This is a genomic window from Paenibacillus sp. J31R109 (genome assembly GCF_059692055.1).
Map to the genome: position 1 here is coordinate 147,487 of NZ_JCAUAR010000016.1, position 25,040 is coordinate 172,526.

The following is a 25,040-nucleotide window of genomic DNA, read 5'->3' on the forward strand; positions in this document are numbered from 1 at the left end:
TGTCAGTTGAGCGTAAACAGGAGGATGACTGGGATGGAAAGCAAGCCTATTAGCATAAAGGATCACCTGGATAAAACCGGATACGCATGGCCGTCGACGCTGCTCAGCTTCGTTAGACCAGACGAAGAGGCGGCGGCTGAATCGGTCTGGCTCGCAGACGGGGACGGGGACGCTGTGCCGTTCCAATGGCGGCGGACGGATAGGGAGTCGTTGTTATGTCTGGTTGCCGATCTTCCGACGGGAGCTGAACGAAGATTCGAATGGCGCAGCGGATCGGCACTCGATCAGGGAACGAAATACAGCCAAGTGACGCTTGAGCGTGAAAGAGGGAGCGTTCTGGCGAATAACGGTCGACTGAGCGTGCGGTTTGCAGAAGGCCGACTTGAGGATGGCGAGCTTTTTACGCTGCGATTGGATGGCTTCGCGGTGGAGGGAATCGCCCGCATTGACAGCGGCGGCCGTAAGCTGGTTCACGCGGAAGGGCGTGTAACGGCGAGGGGGCCGGTGTTTGCCGAATGCGAGTTTGTATGCCGTTTCGAAGAGGGGGCAGAGTACGCTGCGACGGTATCGGTTGCTGCAGGTATGGATTACATCGAGCTCCGCGAGCGGATGTCCGGTTGTGCTGCCGGCGAGCGCATGATGCTCGTCATCGAATGGCGATCGTTTGCGCCGCATCGCCGATACACGAAACCGCGCAGTGCGGAGCCGATCGATCGTTATGTGGACGGAAACGGCGAGCTGCCGTTTCGAGTGAAGCCTTACGACAATGCGGTTTGCTGGCAGCAGGCGAAAGGGGCGTCTTTCAGCGACGGAGCTATCACTGCCGCTGTATTCGTCAAAGACAGCGGCTTCTGGGATGACGGCAAGTATGCGTTATGGGGATCGCCTCCGTCACTGGCGCTCCGATTCCGTTGGACGCGGCGCCGCCGGACACTCTGCTGGGAGTATCCTTTGGCGGAGGGAACACGCTCTACGGCGATATCGTTATATCCGACGCAAAAAGATGCTGATGCAGCGGAAGGGTCTTATGTCGACGAGCTTTGGCTGTGGCACGAACTTCTCTCGCTCGACAAGGTGAAAGATTGGACGCTGGCTTGGGAAGAACGGCAGTCGGAATATCCGCGCTTATTCCGCTACGATTGGCTGCCGCAGCGGATGCATACCTGGTTCGGCTACACCGCAACGAAGCCGACGCCAGGAGATATGGAAGCGATTATTGACCGCTTGTCATTTTGCCTGCACAATCCGGGTGATCTAAGTCCGGTAGCTGCGCGTGAATTTTATACTTGGGCGTCTACATTCGATATGGCTGCCCCAGCGATGACGCCTAGCCAGTTCGACCGAATGAAAGCAGTTTGGGCATTTATGGCTTATACGCATAATGAGGAGGCTTTCATGCCGGTGGACAATATGCTGGCCGGGCATCCTAATTTTCTCGTCGACGTGAGAAGCGTTCCCGGACTTATGGCTGCGCTGTTTCCCTCGCATCCCGCTGCGCGCCGCTGGAAGGAAGATTTTGAGCGGTCGATGGCACGGAATGCGAAGTACCACGTCCGTCCCGATGTGGCTTCCTGGGGGACCAAAGGGGGGCGGCATACGGAGAATTTGGCCTGTTACACGCTATACAATTTAAAAGCGATGTTGAATCCGGTCATAGCTCTTCAGCGGGTATGGGGTGAGCATACGATTGCTTATCCGAATTATACAAAGTGGTTGTTATGGCTGCTTGGTGCACTCACGGCCCCGGTTGAAGGCTTGCGTCATGTACCGTCGCAAGGTGCGCACGCAGGCGGGCACGTCGACGATTATGCTGTGCCGCTGACACTACGCTCAGCCGCATTCGGCTTGCGCGTCATCGAACCGCTGCTGGCGGAACATCTGCTGCGTGTAAGCCCGGCCGATGCACGGGTCTACGCGGAGCGTCAGCCGAATACGGACGTCTGGCGCGCTGCGGACGATGCGCCGCACGAAGACAACACGGGTACGCGGCCGCCTCTCCGTTCGGCGGCATACACGGGATATGGCTTCGTCATGCGGGCTGCGGTCGGTGAGCCGATGGAGGCTTCGGTACATTTGCAGCAGATCGACGAAGGGCCGAATTATCGTTGGGGGCGGGCAGGGCAAGGCGGATGCGGCGTTATCAACTACTATGCGGATGGGAAGCGGCTCAGCTTCAACCGGAAGGAAGACGTTGGCGACGACAATATGGGCGATGTGCAGGCTTGCTGCAACTTCGGCGTTCTTTACGGCCACGAGTTTCGCAGTATCGGGCGCAGTGAATTGACTGAGCCGCTGCTCGATCTCGAATTCGCTCAGTTCAGCCGCGTGCTTGCGGGACCGTATGCCAGTCCTGCCTATCATTCGCGCAGTGTGTTGATGTCCGGCAGCGACTACATAATTGTCTATGATCAGGTCGGCGACATGCGAGTCCGAGGACGGTTCGCTTGGTTCGTTCACGAGCGCGATCCGTTTCCTACGATTTGTCAACTGAAACCGGGCGTATCCGGTTACGACGCTGCGCCTGGCATTCCGGCTGAGGTTGGGCCGGGCGCTTACCGTAATGTCAACGACGAGTCGAAGGGAAAATATTACGACGGGAATGGCCACTTTCTGACCCTGATTTCCCCTCATGGGAAGGGAGACTATGGTTATTTGCTCAGCGTTCAGGCTACGGCGTACGGAGCCATGGTGACACTGAACGATCGGCGCGACTTCGTGTTTCGAGACGAAGCTGCCATTGCGTTTGATGAAGGCGGTGTTGTGTTCGCCGGTCATGCCGGGCTTGTTCGCCAGTACAGCGCTGATAAGGCAGAAGCAGCGCTATTCATCGGCTCGCGTATCGGTGCTGCCGGCGTAGTTCTGGACATAGCCGCCGCGGATGCGGACGATGAGGCAGACGGAGAGGTGCCGCAAGCAGGCTTCTCCTTTGTCCGCAAGGGCCCCGTACTTAGCGGCGGGTACGCCGGTCGCGGTGGAGCTGTTGTGACACTGAAGCTACCTGCATCTTTACGCGGCGCGGCGTTCCGGCTGTACGTCGATAGCGTGCTGTTGGAGCCGCTTTCGGCTGATGAAGGTGGCGTCTCGTTCTACCTGCCAGCGGGGAATGGCCGATGGGAGTGGACAGATCGACTGCCGAAACCAGCTGTCGTACAGATAAGCGGATACCAGGCTTCATCAAGCTTGGCTGAACTAGTCTGGGATGCAGCCGAAGGGGCGGAAAGCTATGAGATCGCCGTCAGCGAGGACGGCGGGGCGAATTGGACGGTCGCGGCATCAGGCATCGTAGGCGAGTCGAATCCAGCGCTTTCGTTGCGTTGGCCGCTATCCGGGACAAACGGCACGAAGCGCCATGTGCGTATAAGGGCCGTCAACCGTGATCAGGCGGGGTCTTGGAGCGATGACTACCCTGTCTACTTCACCGGGGCATCTCCGGAGCGAGCGGACGGGCTGAGAGTGACGCGAACAGGCCTCGGGTTCCGATTGACATGGGGCTGGCAGTTAGGCGCAACCCGCTATCGCTTGTACCGCCGAGAGCGCGGCGAAGGCGTGTATGCCATTGTTTATGAAGGCGAGCAGTCCGCGTACGACGACACGACGGCCGATCCGGCAGGTGTCTACGAGTACTGCGTTGCTGCCTGCAACGGCAATGGCGAGGGCATTTCTTCAGCGCCTCGGGACACCGCTTTCGGCGGGTTGGCCGACTGGGATCCCCGTCCGGACGAACGGTTTCGCCGTTATACGCGCAGCCACGAATATGGCTATCACGGGTTTGATCACTGGGCGAATGAGGAGAAGCCAGTGCTTCGGTACCCGGAATTGGACGGTTCGGAGCTGGGCAAATAACCGTTGTCGCGTGTTGCGGTGGTCGTAATCACTACGGCTCCTGCAAGGAACAGATGCCCACAAAGAAAAGGAGCTGAGCTGCCATCATGGATGCGGTCTTTCCATATGAAACGCTTGTATATAAAGAAGCGGATGGACGTCGGCTTCGGTTGTTCATGTGCCATCCGGAAGACCGAGATGCGGCTGATGCAAGGCCGGCCGTTGTCTGGATTCACGGCGGGGGCTGGCAGGGCGGCCATCCGGAAATGCTGCTCCGTCACTGTCGTCTCTTCGCGGAGCGCGGAGCGGTGACGTTCAGCATTGAATACCGGCTCATGCCCCGCGATGGGCATGAGGCTGAGCCGGGGCAGGCACGGAGTGTCGAGACGTGCATCGAAGATTGCCGCTCGGCCATGCGTTACATACGCATCCACGCGGCCGAACTCGGCATTGATCCCCAGCGCATCGCGGTCGTTGGCGACTCCGCTGGCGGCCATCTGGCGGTATGCCTCGCCACGATCGACAGGTATGATGCTCCTGGTGAAGACGCGTCGATATCGGCAATGGCGAACACCGTCGTCAACTGCAACGGCATCATCGATTGCACAACCCGCTGGAAAAAGGTAGTGCCCATGGTGGAAACAGGGCAGTCCGAAAGCGATCAGGTGCATGCCTGGCTGATGCGGCATGAACATGCGAAGGCTTTGTCGCCGCTGCATCATGTGCGAGAGGGCCAGCCACCGATGCTGATCATGCATGGTTTGTTAGATGCTACAGTCGTGCCCGAGGACGCGGTTCGCTTCTACGAAGCGTATACGGCGGCGGGCAACGAGGCTGAGCTTATTCTGTATCCGCATCTGGCACACGCATTCGTTCTGTTCGATTACAAAACGGAAGAGCTGGAAGTGCTGAAAGTTATCGAACGCATTGATCAATTTTTAACCTACCACGATTATTTGCCAATGCAGGCTCAGTAAAGCGAGTGTAGGTAGGAAGATTTGTCAGAAGTACTTCAAAACTTATTTGTCACCCAACAACTTCGCGACGATTCCAAGTGACGGAAGTTGGCTGGAGGTTCGGCTGTCTAACGAGAAGTAAATAAATTTGTTACTGATGATCAATAAATCTATTCCTTATTTGAAGCACGGTTGTAAGTGATAATGGAGTTACGACTTGCGCGATTAAAGGAGAATAGATTCGTATGAGAAATAGAAGTCATCACACAGATTTGTGTATTATCGGCGGAGGTATGACAGGCATGTGTGCGGCCATAGCGGCAGCAAGACATGGTGTGAAGGTTGTTTTGATGCAAGATAGACCTGTTCTGGGTGGAAATGCCTCTTCAGAGATCAGGATGAATATAGGCGGTGCCCATGGTAAGAACAATCGTGAATCAGGTCTGCTGGAAGAAATTGAACTGGAAAACCTCTACCGAAATAACACCCCAAACTTTTCGATATGGGATAGTGTGCTTTATGAAAAAGTACGCTTCGAAGAAAATATTACCTTATTGCTAAATTGCAGCTGTCTGGGGGCTGAAATGGAAGGTACTACCATAAAGTCGGTTAAGGGCTGGCAATTAACAACCGAAACTTGGCATAACATAGAAGCTAATTACTTTGCAGACTGTTCGGGAGACGGTATTCTAGCACCACTAACCGGCGCGGAATACCGTATCGGCAGAGAGGCGGCAAGTGAATTTAATGAATCCATCGAACCCGAAATCGCAGATGAAAAAACGATGGGATTAAGCTGCCTCTTTCAAATCCGTGAAACAGATAAGCCGCAGCCTTTTATCCCGCCTACATGGGCGCATACATTTACAAGTGATGACGATCTTCCGCATCGACCACACGATAAACGAACAAACTTCTGGTGGATTGAGCTGGGAGGCGATCGCGATTCCATTCATGATACGGAAGAAATACGGGATGAGCTTTTGAAAGTCGTGTTTGGCGTCTGGGATCATATGAAGAATCAGGGCGATCATGGTGTAGAGAACTGGGTGATTGATTGGATCGGGTTCTTGCCTGGTAAAAGGGAGAGCCGCCGTTATATCGGGGATCATATTCTAACGCAAAATGACATCGAAGCAGAAGGAAAGTTTGATGATCTGGTCGCCTATGGCGGCTGGAGCATGGATGATCACTTCCCTGAAGGTTTTTATTACAAAGGCGGGCATCCTACGATTTACCATCGTGCTCCTTCACCGTATGGCATTCCTTATCGAAGCCTGTATTCGAGAAATATCGATAACTTATTCTTCGCAGGCAGAAATCTTAGCGCAACCCATGCGGCACTCAGCTCGACCCGCGTTATGGGGACCTGCTCCATGCTAGGGCAAGCAATTGGCACGGCTGCTGCGATAGCGGTAAAGGAAAATCTAACTCCACGGGGCATTTATCAAACGAGAATCCCACAACTGCAGCAAATGCTGATGGACGATGACAGCTATCTTCCTTGGCACCAGAGAACGTTATCTCCGCTAACGCTAAAGGCCATTTTACAAGCCTCCAACGGAGAAGCCGAAGCCCTAAGAAACGGCTATGACAGATCGATTGGCGACGAGGATAACGGATGGACAGGACGTGTGGGGGACTGGATTACCTACAGTTTTGATCACCCTCAGCACATAGGGGAATTGCGGTTTGTTTTTGACAGTAATTTGAACCGGATCATCAGAAATATGCCTAACAGCTACCCGCTAAATAATAATAAATGGCATGTACCTTCAACCATGTTAAAGGATTTTAAAGTGGAGTTTCAGGATAGCAACGGCGATTGGACGGAACTTCTGACGGTGACCAATAACTATCAAAGGCTTCGGAAACTAAAAGTCGATATTCATACAAAAGCTCTACGCCTTACTCCTATACGTACATGGGGATCTGACCACGTACACATTTTTTCATGGAATATTAACGAGTGAAAGAAAGGAGTGAGGGGTTCGTATGAGTAAAAACATGAAAATTGATGCAACAACGTTGCCGGAAACACAAGTTAGTTACACCACAGATAATGCTACGCTTCAAAGATTGTTTGACCTATGCGAGGACATGGCCAAGAAAAATATTCAAGTCTTTTTAGATAAAAAAGTACTGGTTGAGGGGTCTTATTATCCGAACGTGTGGTTGGAAACGCAGCCGATGGGCGGCGAAATGTATGCGAAGCGCAATATGGAGGTAGCTCTTAATAACCAACTGATCTTTATGGAAAATCAAAGGGAGGACGGCCGGATACCGGGGATGGTTTCTGTTGTTGAAGGGAAATTGCACGCGGACTTTGCTTGGTTCCAGGGGTACTGTTTTCCATTACCAGCGTTGAAAATGTATTACTGGATGAAGAAGGATAAGGGGTATCTTCAACAACTATATGATGTACTAGAGGGATTTGATAGCTACCTCTGGAAATACCGGGATTCCGATGGGGATGGATGTCTGGAAACCTGGTGTGTTTGGGACACGGGTGAAGATCACTGCACACGCTTGGCGGGTGCTCCAGATAGTTGGGATGGCGAAACGCCTCCATCTGGCCTAGGACAAGTCCCCTACGCCTCAATGGATGTTATGAGCTATTCCTGTAGCGGTAGGGATGTGCTTGCTCTCATTTCTCAAGAGTTAGGAAACGGAAAAGAGGCTTATTGGCAGGAAAAAGCGAACGAAGTACGTGAAAAAATAAACGCCTATTTATGGCGTCCAGACAAGCATGCTTGTTATGACAGGGATTGTCATAACGAATTCATGGATGTTCTGACGCATAATAATTTGCGAGTCATGTATTTCGGAGGGTTTTCGCAAGAGATGGCTGATGAATTTATTGCCTTCCATATGCTGAATCCTGATGAATTCTGGACAACGATGCCGTTGCCCTCCATTGCCGCCAATGATCCGCTTTTCCGGAATATTGCGAGTAATGATTGGAGCGGTCAACCGCAAGGTCTTACCTATCAAAGAGCGATTCAGGCGCTGGAGAACTATGGACATTATGCGGAAATTACGTTGTTAGGCAAAATTTATTTGAGCGTGCTGGAAAAGCATTTATTTTTCCCACAGCAAATTGACCCCTTCACAGCGGAACCAAGCAAGGCAAAAGACGGGTACGGGCCTGCCATTCTTTCGATACTGGAATACCATTCTCGGCTATATGGCGTAAGCATCTCGATGGACCACGTGTATTGGGGCGGCCTTCAGGACGGGGAATTTGAACGGACATATACCCAGCAATGGGGGCAGGACATATTTACACTTGAGAGTAAAGACGGCTTTTTCAGCGGATATATCAATGGCAAAAAAGTGTTCCAGGCTACCCATGGCATACGAATTGTCACCGATCTGCACGGGAATACCAAAGAAATCATAGGGATTGATACAGTATCGACAGCGGTTCATCTGGAAGTTGAGAATCAAGTCTACTCGTTTACGATCAAGCCTAATGAAGTTTGTGTCATACAAAACGATGGCGTAATAAGCAAGCAGCAAGTACCTTTTGACTACCCATTTGCCCAATAAAAGGATTCCCGTATAGACCTCTGCCAGTACATCTGGCGGGGGTCTTTTGCATGGAGTTAGCCGTTTACGATTCCTCAAAAGTAAGTAAATTTGTTACTGATGATAAGTAATTCTATTCCTTATTTGATGAAGGGCGCCATGTGATAATAAAGGTACAACAAAGAGTTGATGGAGGTCATGCCAATTGGCAGCATTGTGGAAGAATAGAGTGCTTTACCTTATGCTCATACCGCTGATAGCGTGGTACGTCATTTTCAAGTATATCCCGATGTATGGTGCGATTATCGCGTTTAAGGACTACAACATTTTGTCGGGGATCGGAGGTTCGGATTGGGCACATCCCTGGTATAAATACTTTGACATGTTCTACAGTTCACCATATTTCTCCCGGTTGTTTGGCAACACGCTCTTGATCAGCTGCTACAAGTTAATTTTCGGCATGGTGCCGTCGATCCTACTTGCAATATTGCTGAATGAGAGTCGAAGTCTTCTTTTAAAAAGATGGATTCAAACCTTGAGTTACATGCCGCATTTTCTGTCGTGGGTTATCGTATATGGGATCGCAGTTGCTTTTTTCTCGGAGACGAATGGATTAGTCAACCGCTGGATCAGCGACTTAGGGTACAATGCCATTTCGTTCCTTGGTGAACCTGAGTGGTTTCGTTCTGTCTTGGTTGGCACCGATATTTGGAAAGATCTCGGCTGGGGAGCCATCATCTACATCGCTGCTATTGCAGGCATAGATCCTTCGCTTTATGAAGCGGCCATGATGGATGGAGCGGGTCGCCTTCGCAGGATTTGGAGTATTACATTACCGGGTATATCGAATGTCATCATGCTGCTTTTGATTTTAAAATTGGGATACATCTTGGATGCAGGGTTCGATCAAGTGTTTATCTTCTATAACATCCGGGTCTACGCCGTTGGCGATATCATCGATACGTGGGTCTATCGCACGGGGCTAGAACAGCTGAACTTCAGTTTGGCATCTGCTGTAGGACTATTTAAATCGATTATTGGTTTGGTGCTTGTCCTATCCGCCAATAAGATTGCAAGAAAATGGGGTGGCGGCATATGGTAATCAATCGCGGGGAGCGGGCAGCAGGAGCAGTTATTAATGTGATCTTATGTATCGTAGGTGTTGTAAGTCTTTTTCCACTTCTGTTTGTGGTATCGATGTCGCTCACGCCTTACGGCGAAGTAATTAAAAATGGGGGATTCCTTATTTTCCCCAAATCGATCACGTTTGAAGCTTACAAATATCTCTTTCAAACCAAAGAGGTGCCGCAAGCGATGTTGGTCTCCTTATTTACGGCCACGGTAGGGACAGCGATCAACTTGCTGATTACGATGCTTGGTGCCTATCCACTTAGTCGGAAAGCGCTGCGGGGACGTACTTTCATTTTGCTTATCATCGTATTTACGATGCTGTTCAGTGGCGGCTTAATTCCGACATATTTACTGGTCAAATCGCTAGGGATGTTAAATTCCATCTGGGCATTGGTGATTCCAAGCGCAGTTGCTACCTATAACCTGTTAATTATGAAAACGTTTTTTGAAGGACTTCCTGAGGAGCTGTTCGAGTCTGCAAGAATCGATGGAGCGGGCGATATGAGCATTTTGTTCCGAATTGTCGTTCCGTTGTCGGTGCCTTCACTTATGACCATTGGTTTGTTCTATGCCGTGTCGAATTGGAACAGCTTTTTCCCAGCCGTTCTATACATTACAGACGCGAACTTAAATCCTCTGCAAATTGTGGTGCGTAAACTGCTGCTCTTGAGCAATTCCGTAGACAACGCAATGGAGAACATCGTGCCTACGCCGACCTTGCAGATGGCTTCTGTGATAACCGCTAGTTTGCCTATTTTGGTGGTGTATCCGTTTATTCAGAAATATTTCACAAAAGGCGTCTTAATCGGGGCTATTAAAGGATAAATTTCCATCGTCGTGTATAGCAAGATCTCGCATTCAGATAGACGAGACATTGCCTTCACATATAAAATAAACATGAAAGAAGGGGTAAATATGAAAAAGAAATCTGTAACTGCTATTTTACTTGCAATGAGTGTACTTGCTGCTTGTTCGAGCAATAAAACATCTTCAACACCTGCAGCAACGGGGGAGGCGTCAGCGAAACCAGCAGCATCGGCCAAGCCAGCTGCAGCTCCTGTAAAGCTTGAAATTATGCAAGAAGGCTCTGTTACATCTGCGGATGGACCTGGTTTTCCCAAGGACGATTTTGTGAAAAACGAGCTAAATAAAAAGCTGAATACCGATTTAACAATGACAATGGAAGCCAATGATTTTGTAACTAAACTTAACACTCGGATAGCGGGAGGAAATCCGCCTGATCTCATGCTGGTTACAAAAGATCTCGTTCAGAAACTTAGCCAAAGCGGTGTGTTGCTGGACATGGCACCTTATCTGGACAAGTTGGGGGATTATAAGAAATTTGTAACTGCCGACCAATTGCCGAAAGGTGTTGTTGGTGGCAAGCAGATCGCTCTGCCTAAGGCGCCTGGTATTACCATTTTTACCTACTGGATCCGGAAGGATTGGCTTGATAAACTGCAACTGAAAGCACCGACAACGATAGATGAATTATTCAATGTTGCGAAAGCGTTTACCGAGAATGATCCGGATGGCAATGGCAAGAAGGATACACTCGGTATTACAGGAACGGGCATGGATACGTTCGCGCCAGTGTTTGGAGCCTATGGGGTCACCAATAGTTCCTCTTCGCTAACGCCTAGTATTTTATTAAACGGCAAGCTGACGAATGCGCTTTATGATCCAGCCATGAAAGATGCTTTAACATCCGTGAAAAAGTTTGTTGATGCTGGCGTCGTCGATCCAGAGTTCCTAAGCAACAAAGGGAATGCTTCCAAGGATAAGGCGTACCAAGGAAAAGTTGGCATTATTTATGATGGCTGGAGCGGTATCGTTCGAGATGAGCAGGTGAAAATATGGAAGCAAGCTAATCCCAACGCAGATTGGGTGCAACTGTCTGCGCTAAAAGGGCCGAACGGTCTGCAATTTGCAGGTACTAAGGATGTTGGTGCTTCGGGTGCTATGATTGCTCTGCCGAAATCTCTCGAGAAACAACCGGAAAAGTTGAATAAAATTATCGAGCTGCTCAATTATGTGTCAACAACAGAAGGTAATAACCTAGTAGATTACGGGGTTAAAGATGTACATTTTAAAGTAGAAGGCGATAAAATCAGCATTACAGATCAAGGTAAGAAGGAAAATGGGTATACATTTGTTTACCAATTCACAGGTCGCCCGGAACTTCCGTATTTGAAAACAAAATTCCCTGGGCAAGCCTCCTTTATTGATCTTGAAGCTAATTTGCCACGTTTACCTGTCGTGGATAAGATGATTGACTTGCCGGCTGGCTTTAACAAAGCCGATGCGGACACCTTCATTCAAGAAGAAATGACGAAATTCGTTTATGGCAAAACGCCAATCGCGGATTACAGTAAATTCCTTGCTACTTTAGAAGGGACATACAATTATAAGCTGTATACCGACGCGGTGACGAAGCAAGCTGCGGCGCTCGGATTAACGAAATAAATGGAGAGCCCCCATCGCACGTGGAGTGGTGGGGGATTTTTTCACCGGGTGTGCGTCAGTAGCAAAATACAGGAGATGATACTTTCATGAAGCAATATCCTTGCACACAGGAACCCATCAAGATCTACGGATTACAACATCAATTATTACCTCACCGTTTGTGGCGGCTTCCCGAGGAAATACTTGCGATAGCGTCAGAGGGTGTAGCAAAGAGAGCAAAATCCCCTGTAGGTGGACGTATCCGGTTTCGCACCGATTCCCCGAAGATCACGATAAACATGAAGTTAAAAAACAATAACGTTGACTGGGCAATTCCTTTATCCGGTTCCGCAGGTGCCGATGTGTATATTGGATTGAAGATGAATATTCGTTATGCTGGTTTAATTGCGCCTAAGAGTTACGAAGTGGAGACGGCTACACTTACTTTTGAGAAAAATAATGAGTTAGAAGATATCACCATCCATTTGCCTAGAAATGTTGAACTGGAAGATGTGCAAATTGAACTTGAAGATGATGCCAGGCTGGAAGCACCAACGCCGTATACCTTCGTAATTCCCATGGTATTCTACGGATCTTCCATTACCGAGGGAGGTTGTGCTACCCGGCCGGCTAATGCCTACACGGCACTGCTGTCCAGATGGCTGGACGCGGACTATATAAATCTTGGCTTTTCAGGCTCCGCCAAAGGGGAACCCGAACTCGCATCTTACATTGCGGGATTAGAAATGAGCGTATTTATTATGGATTACGATCATAATGCGCCGACGGTCGAACACCTAGCAAGCACGCACGAGCCTTTTTTCAAGGAAATTCGCAAAGCGCAGCCAGAACTCCCCGTCCTTTTCCTGACAAAGCCTGACTTCGATTTGAAGCCGGAGGAGGCGGCAGAACGAAGAGCCATTATACAAAGGACGTATCACAATGCAAAAGCGGCAGGCGATGAATTCGTCCATTTTATGGACGGTGAACGCTTCTTCGGAGAAACAAATCGCGAGTCTTGCACGATTGAGGGATGTCATCCCAATGATCTCGGATTCATGCGGATGGCTGAAGTCATTTACCCTAATCTTAATGACATGCTAAGATATCCAAAAAAGATCTAGTAATACGCTGGATTTAGAGGGGGGACCGCATGTTTCAACGAATTCGGAGGCTATGGCCAGCCAAATTGCAGAATCGGATTTTCCTTACCTTTCTCTTAGTTATTTTTATTCCGTTCTCCATTCTACAAATTCACAATTACAACCAAATTGAAACCATTATTGGGGAAAAAATCAGTGAGCAGAACGTCATTCAGCTAAGCCAAATGAAATCTCAACTGGACGAGTTGCGTCTAACCGCATTGAACTCGGTTTTGCAAATTGAGCGCAACAGCTCTATTCCAGAGTTGATTGCTGTGGCGAACCGCTCGCCGGGAGCCGAACAGACCCGTATCGTCGAGGAAAAACTCGACGCGCTGAAGAGTACTTTTTTACCCAATAGTGTCTATATTCAGTATACGTTGGGCGATGAGCAAGGAAGGGCGTATACCTCACTTCCACTCGCAGAAAATAACGAAGGACCGCAGCATATTCGGATGGCTGGTGAGTTGTCTGCCAAGCTCCCGTTAGGTGGTTCTTTGATTAAGTGGGAGTTCGAACAAGTGCTTAGCGGAACGCTGAATGAGACCAAGAGGAAGAATGTTCTTTCGTTATATTCACTCTCACAATTGTCCGGCGGTGCTTGGTTGCGAGTGCATGCTAGCGTCGATATCGATCAATGGTTGTTGAATTCAGCAAGCGGCATACAGGTCAAGCAAAACTACTATATGGTCGATCAACAAGGCAAGGTCATTTCTCAAACCAATACGGCATTCGCCATAGATCCGGTCTTGAAGCTCGGTATTTTGAATCAAGGGAAAACGAAACCCAATGAGTATACCATCGATAAGTCGGGACAATTCGTTTATAACGCTACCTACGTGCCTTCTATTTCTTCTTACTTGGTCAGCCAGTTTCCGCTTGATTTTTTCTTTGGAGACATCCAAGCGCTCAAGCGCCAGGTATTTCTTACGTATCTGTTGATTATCGCTTTTTTTATAGGCATCTCTTTCCTGACGCTATCGACGTTGACCCGTCCGCTTCGACTTCTTGAGGCGCGGATGAAGGAAGCTGCGGAGAAAAGAATGAATATCAAACAGCCCGAGCATCCTCATAGGGGCGAGATTTTGTCATTCGTCCGTGCTTTTAATGGGATGGTCGACGATGTTACAGGCTTGATTGGGCAGCTCAAATTAGAAGAGAGGCAGAAAGAAGCGATTCGGTTTCAAATGCTTTTAACCCAGATGAATCCGCACTTTTTGCTCAACACGATCAATACGATCAAATGGACGGCCAGTAATGCCGGTAACGAAACGACGGCGGAAATGTGCAAAGCGCTTGCCAAGCTGCTAGAAAGCAGTCTAAACACGGACAGAGATCTGGTATTTTTGCAGGATGAACTACAGTTATTGCAATCCTATGTGTATATTCAATCGTTTCGGTATGATCACCGTTTCGAGGTGCAATATGATGTTCAGTCGGATTTGAACTATGCGTTAGTTCCCAAACTCAGCCTGCAACCGCTTGTCGAGAATGCCATTCAGCATGGGCTTGTCTATCGTAAACAAGGTGGGATTATTAAGGTGACCGTTGCTAGTGAGGATCGCTTTCTACTGCTAGATGTTCAGGATAACGGCGTAGGTATGCAAAATCATAGGACGGATATGCCACGCGCGCGTAAGGGAATCGGCATAAGCAATCTCAAGGAGCGCCTATCACTTCTCTATAAGGATGAGGGCAAGCTCGAGTTAGTTCCCCAAGAGGAAGGGACGCATGTACGAATTTCCATACCTTTATTGCTATCAAATCCGTATCAGCCTGAATCTATCGAATAACGGTGAAGAAGGGAGTGTCTAGCATGTGGAATTTATTACTTCTGGAAGATGAACCCTTTGTGCGTCGCTCCATTCGCCAAGCTATGGATTGGGAGGCGCTAGGTTTTAGAGTCGTGGCGGAGGCGGAGGATGGCAGCGAAGCGTGGGAGTTTATGCAAACACATCCAGTGGATGTGGTCTTGTCTGACATCATGATGCCTGTTATGAATGGTATTGAGCTGCTCCGATTGGCGAAGGAGAAAGGTCACGAGGTGGAGTTTATTATGCTTACCTGCGTGAACGAGTTTGAATACGCGAGATTAGCGCTCCAGTACGGCGCTGCGGGGTATTTGCTCAAAGCTTCTATGGATACGGAAGAGCTGCAAGTCATTTTACAAAAGACCAAGCAGAGTTTAATCAAAAAGCGTGAGGAACGCACCAAAGCGCCTATGTTTAACTTATATCTGAAAGCTTGGAGATCTATACATGGCAAGGAAGAACTAGAGTCAAACGAGGTTGAGGTAGGGGGCTTTCCGCTTCCCGCCTATGTTCGCCTATTTGTCGGTTTGGCAGCCGATGCAGCTTTAGGAAAAGAGCAGATTATCGGTCGATTCAATTTGGACTGTCAGGACAAATTACTTGTGCATCGTTTTGTCGATGGGGGGATTGCGACGGTATTTGTGTGGTCGGATGAGCCGGATATTCCTTTAAATCCATCAACTAAGGAGCCCATCTCATCTGAATGGTTAACCTCCGCTGCATGGAAAGAAGGATGGGTATCGGCGCTTCAACAGATCGGCCTAACTTGGTATGGTTTAGATCCCACGATTCATATAGTAGGCGAATTGCCTGTTGAGAGCTTTTCCTGGAAACAAGAGCGTTACATTCTTCAGCTATTCGAAGCTATGCAATGGGTGGAGTGTGAGAAAGCGTTAGAGCTCGCATGGCATGATTTCAAGGATCAACAAACAGCAACTGCTATTGTGAAGGATACCGCCGATCGGTTGGATCGGTCGTTAGCACGATTATCCAACCAAGCGCCTGCTGGAAAAGCTGTCTGGGCCGAAGCGGCAAGTCATCAGCAAGCTTTAGATCTTTTGTTAGCGCGTATCCGCTTGTATTCCGATCACCGCATGAAGCCGACCATTTCAGAGCATCCAGAGGTCACCAAAATTATTGAATATGTGAATAACAATTATGACAAGGAACTTACGCTCAAAGGCATGGCGAAATACGTCAACATGGGCGAGCAGTATTTAAGCGGATTGTTTAAAAAGAAGACCGGCGAGCAATTCATCCAATATGTGCAGCGTATACGCATCGAAAGGGCTTGTTTTTACTTGGCTACGACTGAAATGCGCGTTGCGGACATCTGCGAGCAAACAGGTTTCGTTCACCTGAATTATTTCCTGAAACAGTTCAAAAAACGAACAGGCGTAACGCCATCGGAATTCCGTGAAAGTAGTAAGACGGATCCGAAGTAAATGCAGGATCATAATGAACAGTTATGAGTTGTTAAAGGCTCAAAGCTTGTTCTTCAGTGATAATGAAAGCGCTTAAATTTTGAGGGGGTGATAGCAGAGAAGGAAGCAAGGGGACGATTGGTAAGTTCTTGCAATGAATGAAACGAAAGTGACCACTATGTTAAGGGAGGAATTTCGTAATGATGAACAAATGGTTGTCCAAGTCTCTTGTAGGCGCTCTTCTAGCAACCCTAATTACACCTGTCTTCCAAGGAATTGGCGGAACTAAGGCATATGCCGCAACGCCAGCTAATCCGAACGCGACGCAAGCGGTGAAGGATGTGCTGAATTATTTTGATACTGTGTATACGAACAATCAGATTCTATCGGGACAAATGGTAACGGGGGATAAATATGGCTATAACGAAATCGACCGTGTAGCCGAACTGACGGGCAAATACCCTGCCATGATTGGTTATGATTTTGGATATAAACATTCGTACGGAACTCTTACCGATTTAAGTACAGAGCGGAATACGATTGTCGAACAGGCGACTGATTACTGGAAAAAGGGAGGACTTGTGCAGATTTCATGGCATGAGACCAATCCTCTTGACACTATACCCGATGATGTCGGCTGGAATAGTGTCATCAGTTCCATGTCACAAACGGATTTTGATGCCATGACGACTCCAGGAACTCCTCTATATACCAAGTGGCTGACACATGTCGATATGATCGCGGATTATTTAAAAATGATGCGGGATCAAGGGGTTGTCGTTCTCTGGAGACCCTATCATGAGATGAACATTGGCTTCTGGTGGGGCGGGAAGACAGCAGCAAGTTACAAGAAGCTATGGCAGAATATGTATGATCGCTACACGAATTATCACGGCTTGAATAATCTGATTTGGGTGTGGTCTCCGGCTCGGGATGACGGTCATGCGGTAAACAACAATTATTACCCGGGATCGTCATATGTAGATCTTGGTGGGGCTGATGTTTATGTTCAGAATCGCTCGGATGCCAAATATACGAATGCGAACAGTGAACTGACATCCGTCATGGGCAGTAAACGTTACGGCTTGTCCGAGGTGGGCTTACTCCCGAATGAAAGTGCGGTTCAAACCAATTTTGACTATACCTGGTTCCTGATATGGGCATCGAATTGGGTAGATAATTTGTTCTACGGCTTCCCAGGCGCCAATGGACCCGGCAATGACCCTTATTTTACCACGCAATTTTATAATCATGCCGTTACGATTACGAGAGATGAAGTGCCTGCACTTGGCAGGACGATTGATCCTGGTACGTTCATCTTCAAAGATACGATGAACACCTATCCGGCCGCAGGCGGAGCCCCGACGAACTGGCTGACAACATCCACTGGGGGTACTGTTACCGTGGAGAACGTGTCTTCCGTGGGATTGGCGGGGCCGGACCGCAGCATGAAAATTAACAAAACCGTCAATACGAATGATACGAACTCGAAGAAAACAATCGGCTCGCAAACAGGCGTCGTGACCTTCAAAGCTACGCTGCGCACAGAGGAAGTCAGTTGGAAAGATTATCTGATCGTGGACAGCACCAGCAAAATTGCCGTGCACATTGGCTTGAATAACGGCTACTTGAGAGCGTACGACGGTACAACGCTTACGGCTTTAGAGCCAATTACGAATGGCAAATGGTACGATGTTAAAGTAGTACTGAATACCACTACTAAAAAGTACGATGTGTATGTAGGTGGTGCGAAAAAGGCTAATCAGTTTAGTTTCAAAGATACGACAGCAGTGGATGTCAACAAATTGGCGTTTGGCGTTGCTGGAAGTGAAACAGGCATCTTATATGTGGATAATGTAAGAATAACGAAGTAATACTTTTGTAAAAGTACTTCAAAACTTAATTTGTAAATCGATTTTATAAGAAAAGCCAGCAAACCCTTGTGTTTGCTGGTTTCTTTCACTTCAAAACCAATTTGTCACCCAACAAAAAAGAAAAGAACCTTGTTGGATGACAAATTGGTTTTGAAATTGCCAATAAAGTTCTGAAATGACAAATAAAGATTTGAAATAAAAAACGTTCACTTCACTCATCACTGGATAGTAAATGTTTTTTTACTGAGTTAGAGCATAGGATTAACAGCAGCGGGGATTAAGCGAACTGGCAGTTTAGCGCGATGTTTTGGTTGAATGTGTCTAGTTTAATCATTGTCAAGTAGGACATGCTTTTCGAAGCCATTGAGAAAGGAATATCTTTGTATTTATTTCGAAATGATTTATACATTGAGAAATAAAGCTTTTTTTATGCGAAGTTTCTGTTGTGGGAAAAATTTATCGGGGTTTTCCATCAAATATTGAATAAAATTGGTCAGAATCACCACTCTAAGTAAAGATGGTGTTGAGTTGACTTTAAAATATGACTGTAGTACACTGACTTCAGTCATATTTTATCCGGCTGTTTGAGAAGGAGGAAAATAACATGTTGAGCATAGACTTGAAGGGAAAAACAGCGTTGGTTACTGGAGCGACAGGGAATTTAGGGCGAGTTATCGCAAGAACTTTTGCGATTGCCGGCGCTGATGTGATTATTCATTATTTTAGCAATGAGCAGAAAGCGGTGGAGCTTCGTAATGAAATCAATGCGCTCGGAAGTCGCGCGATGATCGTTAAAGCAGACATCACAAAGCTGGATGAGGTACAGCAAATGAAACAGAGCGTTGAAGAGGAGTTAGGACCGGTCGACATTGTCGTTGCGAATGCTGTACAATATGCACCATTTAATTCCGTGTTGGATCAAGCACCAGAGGATTACGTTAGCCAATTCGAATCAGGTGTCCTTCAAAGTGTCTTCTTGGCGAAGGCTTTCGCTCCGCGTATGATTGAGCGTGGCTACGGACGAATCATCGGGATGAACTCTGAGGTGGCTATACAGAACCAACCGCTTCAGTCGGCTTACTCTTCAGCCAAACGTGGCATGGATGGTGTGTACCGAGTGTTGGCGAGGGAAGTTGCCATGTATGGCGTCACTGTCAACCAAATAGCTCCGGGCTGGACTCACACCGACAAGGATCGTGAAAACAAAAATGATGCTGAACGCGTTGAAAGATACATCAACACTGTACCGATGCGTCGCCGAGGTACCGACCAGGAAATCGCAAACGTAGTGGCGTTTATCGCTTCTGACCTAGCCAGCTTCATGACGGGAGCGTATGTACCAGTCAATGGTGGCAACTATATGACTTCGATTTAAATTACCGTAAAAAGCAACATTATCAATGTTACTACCTTTGCATTAGACGCCATTTTCATCAAATTAACCTATACCTTGTTAAAGATATGGAAGACTATAACGTAGCGATGGGACTAATCCATCGCTTGTTTTTGTTTCTGTGCTATACACTCAACTATCGGGCAGTTTAGTTCCAATATGTGGTAATATTAGGTAAAGACTTAGGGAGGCGTTTAAACTTGAAATTAGCTAAATTATCTCTTTTAAGTGGACTCTTTGTTACTTCAATTGTTTTTGTTTTGTCATTATTTCTAAACAGTGGTTTTAGTCAACGAATATCAGGCTGGATTGGTTTAATTCTAATAATCTCTACTATTACTACAAGTGGCTCACTGATATCTGGTGACCGCCAACGAGCAAATGATAATACAGAAAGCACCAATGATAAAAAACAAAGGGACAGTATTTCTATAGCATGTTTTCTTGCGGCTATCCCAATTTTACTTCTTTGGGGATATCTTAAATATTTTAAGTAAGAAAAGGGTTGAGCTAACGAGGGAGTTCAATAAGAAATCAGGATGAAGCTGCTGTGGGGTGACAAGAACATAGTAACATTGAAAGCAGCATTCACTGAGCTTATTTGTTTTATGTTATAAAGTTCTTGTCAAAATGAAATGACAAGAACTTTATAGCATTTCCGACGAAGTCAAATTACAGGTTGCTCCGGTCGAAGACTGATCAAATAGCAGAGGCTGCATACTAGGAAATTTCCATGCCTGGACGTTTTGAATGACCAATGCTTGCAGTATAAATTCAAATTAAAATATGACAGACAAAGCAGTTGCAATAAATGGCTATTACAATTGTATCATCCATAAATAGCGAACAGTTCTTGCCGTTTGTTAACGTCCGACTTTTCGTTTACGGAAGATTCGTAAACATTGGCTGTAGATGGCGTTATTTGTGATAAAATCCTCCTATAAGAATAAACGGAGGTACATTATGTTTACGAAGACAGATTTGATCGAGCATCTTCAAAATATCGGCGTTGACCCGCTCGGGACGTTGAAAATCCATATTTCGTACAAGGCAATCGGAGCGAGGGTGGTGCGGAGACTGTGCTTGATGCGCTGAGTGACTACATGAAGGACGGGTTGATTGTGCTGGGGGCGCATACGTGGCGCAATGTCGGGACTGACAATCCGGTCTGCGACAACCTGTATACGCCAACATGCATCGGGGCGCTGACCGAGCTTTTTCGCAAGCGTCCAAGAGTAGTGCGTTCTCTGCACCCGACCCACTCAGTGGCAGCCTTTGGTAAAGATGCCGAGTCCTTTATCGCGGGCGAGGAACATCTGCAAACCCCATGCGGAGCGGGCGGCACCTATCACAAACTTTGGCAGCGGGGTGCCCAGATCCTGCTGATCGGCGTTAATTTTAGTCGTAACACTTTCATTCATGGGGTCGAGGAATGGGATGGGGCAGTCGGAACCATTTCTACCGAGAAAACTGACTTATACACGATCGGGCCCAAAGGTGACCGCCACTACACACCACAGTTTCGCCACTGCGCACGGGTCGGATCCAACACATTCACGAAACTCGAACCTGAAGCACTTAGTACCGGCGTCATGACCCTCGGGAAATTCGGCAATGCAACGACCAGATTAATGAGCGCGAAGCAACTCCGGGCTATGGTTGCCAAACATCTGAAGCAGGACCCGAACTATCTGACCGACTATTAATATTCTTTGCAATATATCTAAATTTACTTGCTACAGTCAATCGTGCATCTGTAACAGCGTTTGTAAAGGAGCTAATCCAAGATAAGATCGTACATTAAACCCTTAAACAAAAAACCATCATTCATAAATCGAATTAAGCAGCGACTCTAATTAAAACATAAGACTATTGAGGAATCTAACGAGGAACTATAGTTCAATCCCGACATGACGGAAGCCGACACACGATTGGCTGCATTTGTCTGACCATACCACAAGTAATGGCAAGTTTTTCATCTTTATTTCTCATAATTTCTCATAAAGAGAGCAACACGAAGTAGTAGTCACTCGTGTTGCTCTTTGTTCTAAGAAGCAGATTTTTTAACGACAGGATCCAAACTTCCATTTCATACTGGCTTCAAACTGAAGCAATAATCGAATAGAATCGTAAATATCATTTCTAATAAACAGTGCAGCAGTGCTTGATCGTCTATAGCTTAAGATCCGAAGCATTGGCGATAATATACGATTCCCCAGGCGTAGATAGAGCAGTACGTGGAAAGGCTAACAGTCTTCTTCGATCTATGATCTGAATCACAACACAACACAACACCGCCCTTAGCCTGTTGAAGCATTGCTTTAATTTTGGGGGTTTTGAGAACGATGCACCCTATTAGAAACGTTTGGCAACTTCTGTAGCATGAGCAATTGCTTTTTCTTTAATAACTGAAGCTTGCTCTAACGATGCCGTTCCTTCAACAAAAATTGCCTCAAGAGATTGAAACCCATAGAACTGTAAAACCTTATTCAAATAGCTGTATCCCATTTCAAGCGAGGCAAGCGGACCTTCCGAATAAACGGAACCGCTAGCTTGAATGTGCAAGGCTTTCTTACCAGACAACAGACCTACAGGACCATTTTGGGTATATTTGAACGTCTTACCCGGAATTGAAGTCGCATCCGTGTATGCTTTCAAAACTGGTGGGATCGAGAAATTCCACATTGGGGAAACATACACGTACTTATCGGCAGCCACGTATTGATCAACAATCGCCTCAAGACGAGCTACTTTTGATTTCTCGGCATCAGACAGTTGATCGAAAGACAAACCCGATCGAAGCTTTCCCCAACCGAGTAAAACATCGGCATCAAATTGTGGAATATTCTCCTTGTACATATCCAAATGAATAACTTCATCAGTTGGATTTGCCTCACGGTACGATTCAATAAACTCTTTGCCTACCGCGAGGCTAAATGATTCCTGAGGATCAAGGGGATGTGCGGTGATGTACAGTACAGTTGCCATGAATTAAAACTTCCCTTCTGTAATTAATAAAAATACACTTTCTAGGTTTATCATATAATACAAACTTACTTATAGTAAGTAGGCACAATAATGTGCTATAGTATGAAAAAAGGTACTGTAATGGAGGCCAACGTATGCAAAAGAACCCTGTTCAATGTCAATTCGTTGCGGCGCTCGATTCAATCGTCGGCAAATGGAAGCCTATTATCCTTTATCATTTGCTTCAAGGTAAACCTTTGCGGTTCAATGAGCTAAGAAGATTACTGCCCGATATCACTCAAAGGATGCTTACGCTCCATCTGCGCGATTTGGAGGAGGAAGAACTCGTTAAACGAGTCATTTATCCGCAAATCCCGCCGAAAGTGGAATACTCCATCACGGAATACGGCATGAGCTTGTCTCCGGTGTTGGAGACCTTACATCAATGGGGATTGGCCCATGTCGAGCGAAAGCAGCTGAAAAAAGCTAAAAATGAACAAAATGAAACAGACTAGCGTTCGACATTACGCTAGTCTGTTTCATTTTGCACCAATGCAGAGAGACAACTGGCAGACAGTGCGTCAGCCCCCAATCCTGCTCCAGCAGGTCCGGCAGGCGCTCACGCAGTTCCAGCAATTATTTGCCTCGCCGCCCAAAGCACAAAAGACGCTCCTCCAGACTGTGGTCAGGGAGACCACGTCAAGCACTCCCTTCCACAACCTATGCCGGTCAACGCGCTTTTGAAGGCTCTTTGAGATGTTCTCCAAAAACTTGCCGTTACTTGTGATAAGGTTCACCTTAACATAGTTAGGGCAAACGATTAAATGCAATGAAAAAAGTTGTAGACTGGCGGCTGCTGTTAAGCTAACGGGAGTTTAATGGAATAATATGTATGATACAATGGTAATCTGGAAGTGTATTCATGCAAAAGGCAATTGTAGTTCATTATTATAACGATAAAAAGAATAACTTAAGTGATTTAAATCAGCTTTTACAAGAGGGATGGAATGTTGTATCTCAGAGTTCTATGTCAGGTGGTGAGATGGGTGCAACTGTTTATTCACTTGTTATATTAGAGAAAAATTAGGAAGGAAACAATGCTTCGGGATTCTTGAAGTAACGGGTAACGTCACTTCAATGAACTGTTTGCTTTTTTGGTGTAAGAAGTACTTCATAACTTAATTGTATTTAAGCCATATTGAACACCATAACTACTTCAAAACTTTATTTGTCTTTTTCTTTTTATTCACTTTCAACGGGCATTATAGTTGAAATTTCCCAATTTAAATACTATGGGATCTTTTCAACGAATGAGAGAGCAACATTTCAAAATTTACCTTGTGTTATAAATATCGTGTACGTATTAAACACAAGAGGTGATTAGAGTCATGACTAGATTGAAGGGGAAAGTTGCTTTAGTTACGGGTGCAAGCCGGGGGATTGGTCGTGCCATTGCGACACGTTTAGCGCAAGAAGGAGCATTAGTAGCTGTTCATTATGGCGCAAACCGAGAAGCTGCAGAAGAAGTAGTGAATGAAATAGAGCAGAATGGAGGAACCGCATTCACAATTGGTACGAAACTTGGTGCTTCTGAAAGCATACAGACACTATATAAGAAATTGGATGAATTGTTGATGGAACGTACTGGTGACATTCAATTCGATATACTAGTGAACAATGCAGGGATCGCCCTAGTAGCACCAATCGAGGATACTACGGAAGAGTCATACGATGAAATCATGGAAATTAATGTAAAGATGCCGTTTTTCCTGACTCAACAAGCTTTGCCACGTTTACGAAACGAAGGTCGAATTATTAACTTGTCATCCTCTATAACAAGAATCTCCCTGCCTGCCATTCCTGCATATAGTATGACCAAGGGGGCAATCAACACACTAACGCTCGCTCTATCCAACCAACTCGGTCCACGTGGAATTACAATCAATGCCATCCAACCTGGATTCGTTGCCACAGATATGAATGCCGCAATGCTACAAGATCCTGCCTCTCAAAAGTTTGGTGCTGATTTTTCTATCTTTGGAAGATGGGGGCAACCAGTAGATGTCGCGGATATAGCTGCTTTTCTAGCTTCTCCCGACAGTCGCTGGGTAACCGGGCAATTGATCGATGCCAGTGGGGGCTCTCATTTGTAAAGTGATTCGCAAATAGGATTGTTCCTTTTAACATTCCAAGTATAACCTGCCTTCTTCCTAGGAGAGGAAGTTAAGTATGTGGGCAGACCTCCGATGCGATCCGTTTCTATTTATCTATCGGCGAAATGGAAGGTTTAGCGTTCACTCACTTGGGTGAACGCTTTTTTTAATGAGATGACGCATGCTTCCATTGGTGGGCGATTAAACTCTAACGGAGAAATATAGTTCAATGATAACAACGACGGCAGCCGGCGAGAACTAATCGGCTGCCGTCGTTGCGCTAAACATTCCTGTTAAGGCTAAGAAATGGCCTTTGTCAAAAAAGGAGCGCCTCGGTATGATGGGTTTGTCCCGGGCTTAAAACCCAACACCATCAAGGAGGCGCTCTTAT

At 47.0% G+C, this 25,040-nt stretch carries 19 protein-coding genes; 18 read left to right on the forward strand and 1 reads right to left on the reverse strand.

Annotation, left to right across the window (positions count from 1 at the left end; all coding sequences use genetic code 11):
* Positions 1 to 33 precede the first annotated feature (33 nt).
* The 15 genes from AC58QT_RS28760 (at position 34) to AC58QT_RS28830 (ending at position 21,235) form a co-directional block, all read left to right on the forward strand.
* Entirely contained in the window at positions 34 to 3,843 is a 3,810-nt protein-coding gene (locus AC58QT_RS28760; protein ID WP_497411977.1) for a fibronectin type III domain-containing protein, read from the forward strand.
* 86 nt (positions 3,844 to 3,929) lie between these two features.
* The gene (locus AC58QT_RS28765; RefSeq protein ID WP_497411978.1) at positions 3,930 to 4,799 is read left to right on the forward strand and encodes an alpha/beta hydrolase; all 870 of its coding nucleotides are present in this window, start codon (positions 3,930 to 3,932) and stop codon (positions 4,797 to 4,799) included.
* Positions 4,800 to 5,023: 224 nt separating this feature from the next.
* Positions 5,024 to 6,751 (forward strand): FAD-dependent oxidoreductase, encoded by a 1,728-nt coding sequence (locus tag AC58QT_RS28770; RefSeq protein WP_497411979.1) that lies wholly within the window; start codon positions 5,024 to 5,026, stop codon positions 6,749 to 6,751.
* Positions 6,752 to 6,773: 22 nt separating this feature from the next.
* Positions 6,774 to 8,330, forward strand: coding sequence for an MGH1-like glycoside hydrolase domain-containing protein (locus tag AC58QT_RS28775; RefSeq protein ID WP_497411980.1), 1,557 nt, complete (start codon positions 6,774 to 6,776; stop codon positions 8,328 to 8,330).
* A 220-nt stretch (positions 8,331 to 8,550) separates the two neighbouring features.
* The gene (locus AC58QT_RS28780) at positions 8,551 to 9,411 is read left to right on the forward strand and encodes an ABC transporter permease (RefSeq protein ID WP_497412000.1); all 861 of its coding nucleotides are present in this window, start codon (positions 8,551 to 8,553) and stop codon (positions 9,409 to 9,411) included.
* A complete protein-coding gene (locus tag AC58QT_RS28785) occupies positions 9,405 to 10,265 on the forward strand; it encodes a carbohydrate ABC transporter permease (RefSeq protein WP_497411981.1) in 861 nt (286 codons plus the stop codon). Before AC58QT_RS28780 ends, AC58QT_RS28785 begins: the two co-directional genes overlap by 7 nt.
* A gap of 90 nt (positions 10,266 to 10,355) precedes the next feature.
* Positions 10,356 to 11,906: an extracellular solute-binding protein gene (locus AC58QT_RS28790; protein WP_497411982.1), complete on the forward strand. Its 1,551-nt coding sequence runs from the start codon at positions 10,356 to 10,358 to the stop codon at positions 11,904 to 11,906.
* 86 nt (positions 11,907 to 11,992) lie between these two features.
* Positions 11,993 to 13,009, forward strand: coding sequence for an SGNH/GDSL hydrolase family protein (locus tag AC58QT_RS28795; RefSeq protein WP_497411983.1), 1,017 nt, complete (start codon positions 11,993 to 11,995; stop codon positions 13,007 to 13,009).
* Positions 13,010 to 13,038: 29 nt separating this feature from the next.
* A complete protein-coding gene (locus AC58QT_RS28800; protein ID WP_497411984.1) occupies positions 13,039 to 14,820 on the forward strand; it encodes a sensor histidine kinase in 1,782 nt (593 codons plus the stop codon).
* Positions 14,821 to 14,843: 23 nt separating this feature from the next.
* A complete protein-coding gene (locus tag AC58QT_RS28805; protein ID WP_497411985.1) occupies positions 14,844 to 16,283 on the forward strand; it encodes a response regulator in 1,440 nt (479 codons plus the stop codon).
* 179 nt (positions 16,284 to 16,462) lie between these two features.
* Positions 16,463 to 18,136, forward strand: coding sequence for a glycosyl hydrolase (locus AC58QT_RS28810; RefSeq protein WP_497411986.1), 1,674 nt, complete (start codon positions 16,463 to 16,465; stop codon positions 18,134 to 18,136).
* Between the two features lie 604 nt (positions 18,137 to 18,740).
* Positions 18,741 to 19,511: an SDR family NAD(P)-dependent oxidoreductase gene (locus tag AC58QT_RS28815; protein ID WP_497411987.1), complete on the forward strand. Its 771-nt coding sequence runs from the start codon at positions 18,741 to 18,743 to the stop codon at positions 19,509 to 19,511.
* Between the two features lie 218 nt (positions 19,512 to 19,729).
* Positions 19,730 to 20,026, forward strand: a complete 297-nt coding sequence (locus AC58QT_RS28820; RefSeq protein ID WP_497411988.1) for a DUF5316 family protein — start codon at positions 19,730 to 19,732, stop codon at positions 20,024 to 20,026.
* Positions 20,027 to 20,492: 466 nt separating this feature from the next.
* The gene (locus AC58QT_RS28825; RefSeq protein WP_497411989.1) at positions 20,493 to 20,624 is read left to right on the forward strand and encodes a hypothetical protein; all 132 of its coding nucleotides are present in this window, start codon (positions 20,493 to 20,495) and stop codon (positions 20,622 to 20,624) included.
* Positions 20,609 to 21,235, forward strand: coding sequence for an AAC(3) family N-acetyltransferase (locus tag AC58QT_RS28830; RefSeq protein WP_497411990.1), 627 nt, complete (start codon positions 20,609 to 20,611; stop codon positions 21,233 to 21,235). The genes AC58QT_RS28825 and AC58QT_RS28830 overlap by 16 nt, the downstream gene beginning before the upstream one ends.
* A 649-nt stretch (positions 21,236 to 21,884) precedes the next feature.
* Here AC58QT_RS28830 and AC58QT_RS28835 read toward each other — a convergent pair.
* The gene (locus tag AC58QT_RS28835) at positions 21,885 to 22,517 is read right to left on the reverse strand and encodes an NAD(P)H-dependent oxidoreductase (protein WP_497411991.1); all 633 of its coding nucleotides are present in this window, start codon (positions 22,515 to 22,517) and stop codon (positions 21,885 to 21,887) included.
* 134 nt (positions 22,518 to 22,651) lie between these two features.
* Between AC58QT_RS28835 and AC58QT_RS28840 the strand changes: the two genes are divergently transcribed.
* From AC58QT_RS28840 to AC58QT_RS28850, 3 genes are all read left to right on the forward strand, one after another.
* On the forward strand, positions 22,652 to 23,011 hold the full coding sequence (locus tag AC58QT_RS28840) for a winged helix-turn-helix transcriptional regulator (RefSeq protein WP_497411992.1): 360 nt from the start codon (positions 22,652 to 22,654) through the stop codon (positions 23,009 to 23,011).
* Positions 23,012 to 23,418: 407 nt separating this feature from the next.
* Positions 23,419 to 23,583 carry a hypothetical protein gene (locus AC58QT_RS28845; protein WP_497411993.1) on the forward strand — a complete coding sequence of 55 codons (165 nt, stop codon included), beginning with the start codon at positions 23,419 to 23,421 and terminating at the stop codon, positions 23,581 to 23,583.
* Between the two features lie 301 nt (positions 23,584 to 23,884).
* Positions 23,885 to 24,649, forward strand: coding sequence for an SDR family oxidoreductase (locus AC58QT_RS28850; RefSeq protein WP_497411994.1), 765 nt, complete (start codon positions 23,885 to 23,887; stop codon positions 24,647 to 24,649).
* Positions 24,650 to 25,040: the final 391 nt, after the last annotated feature.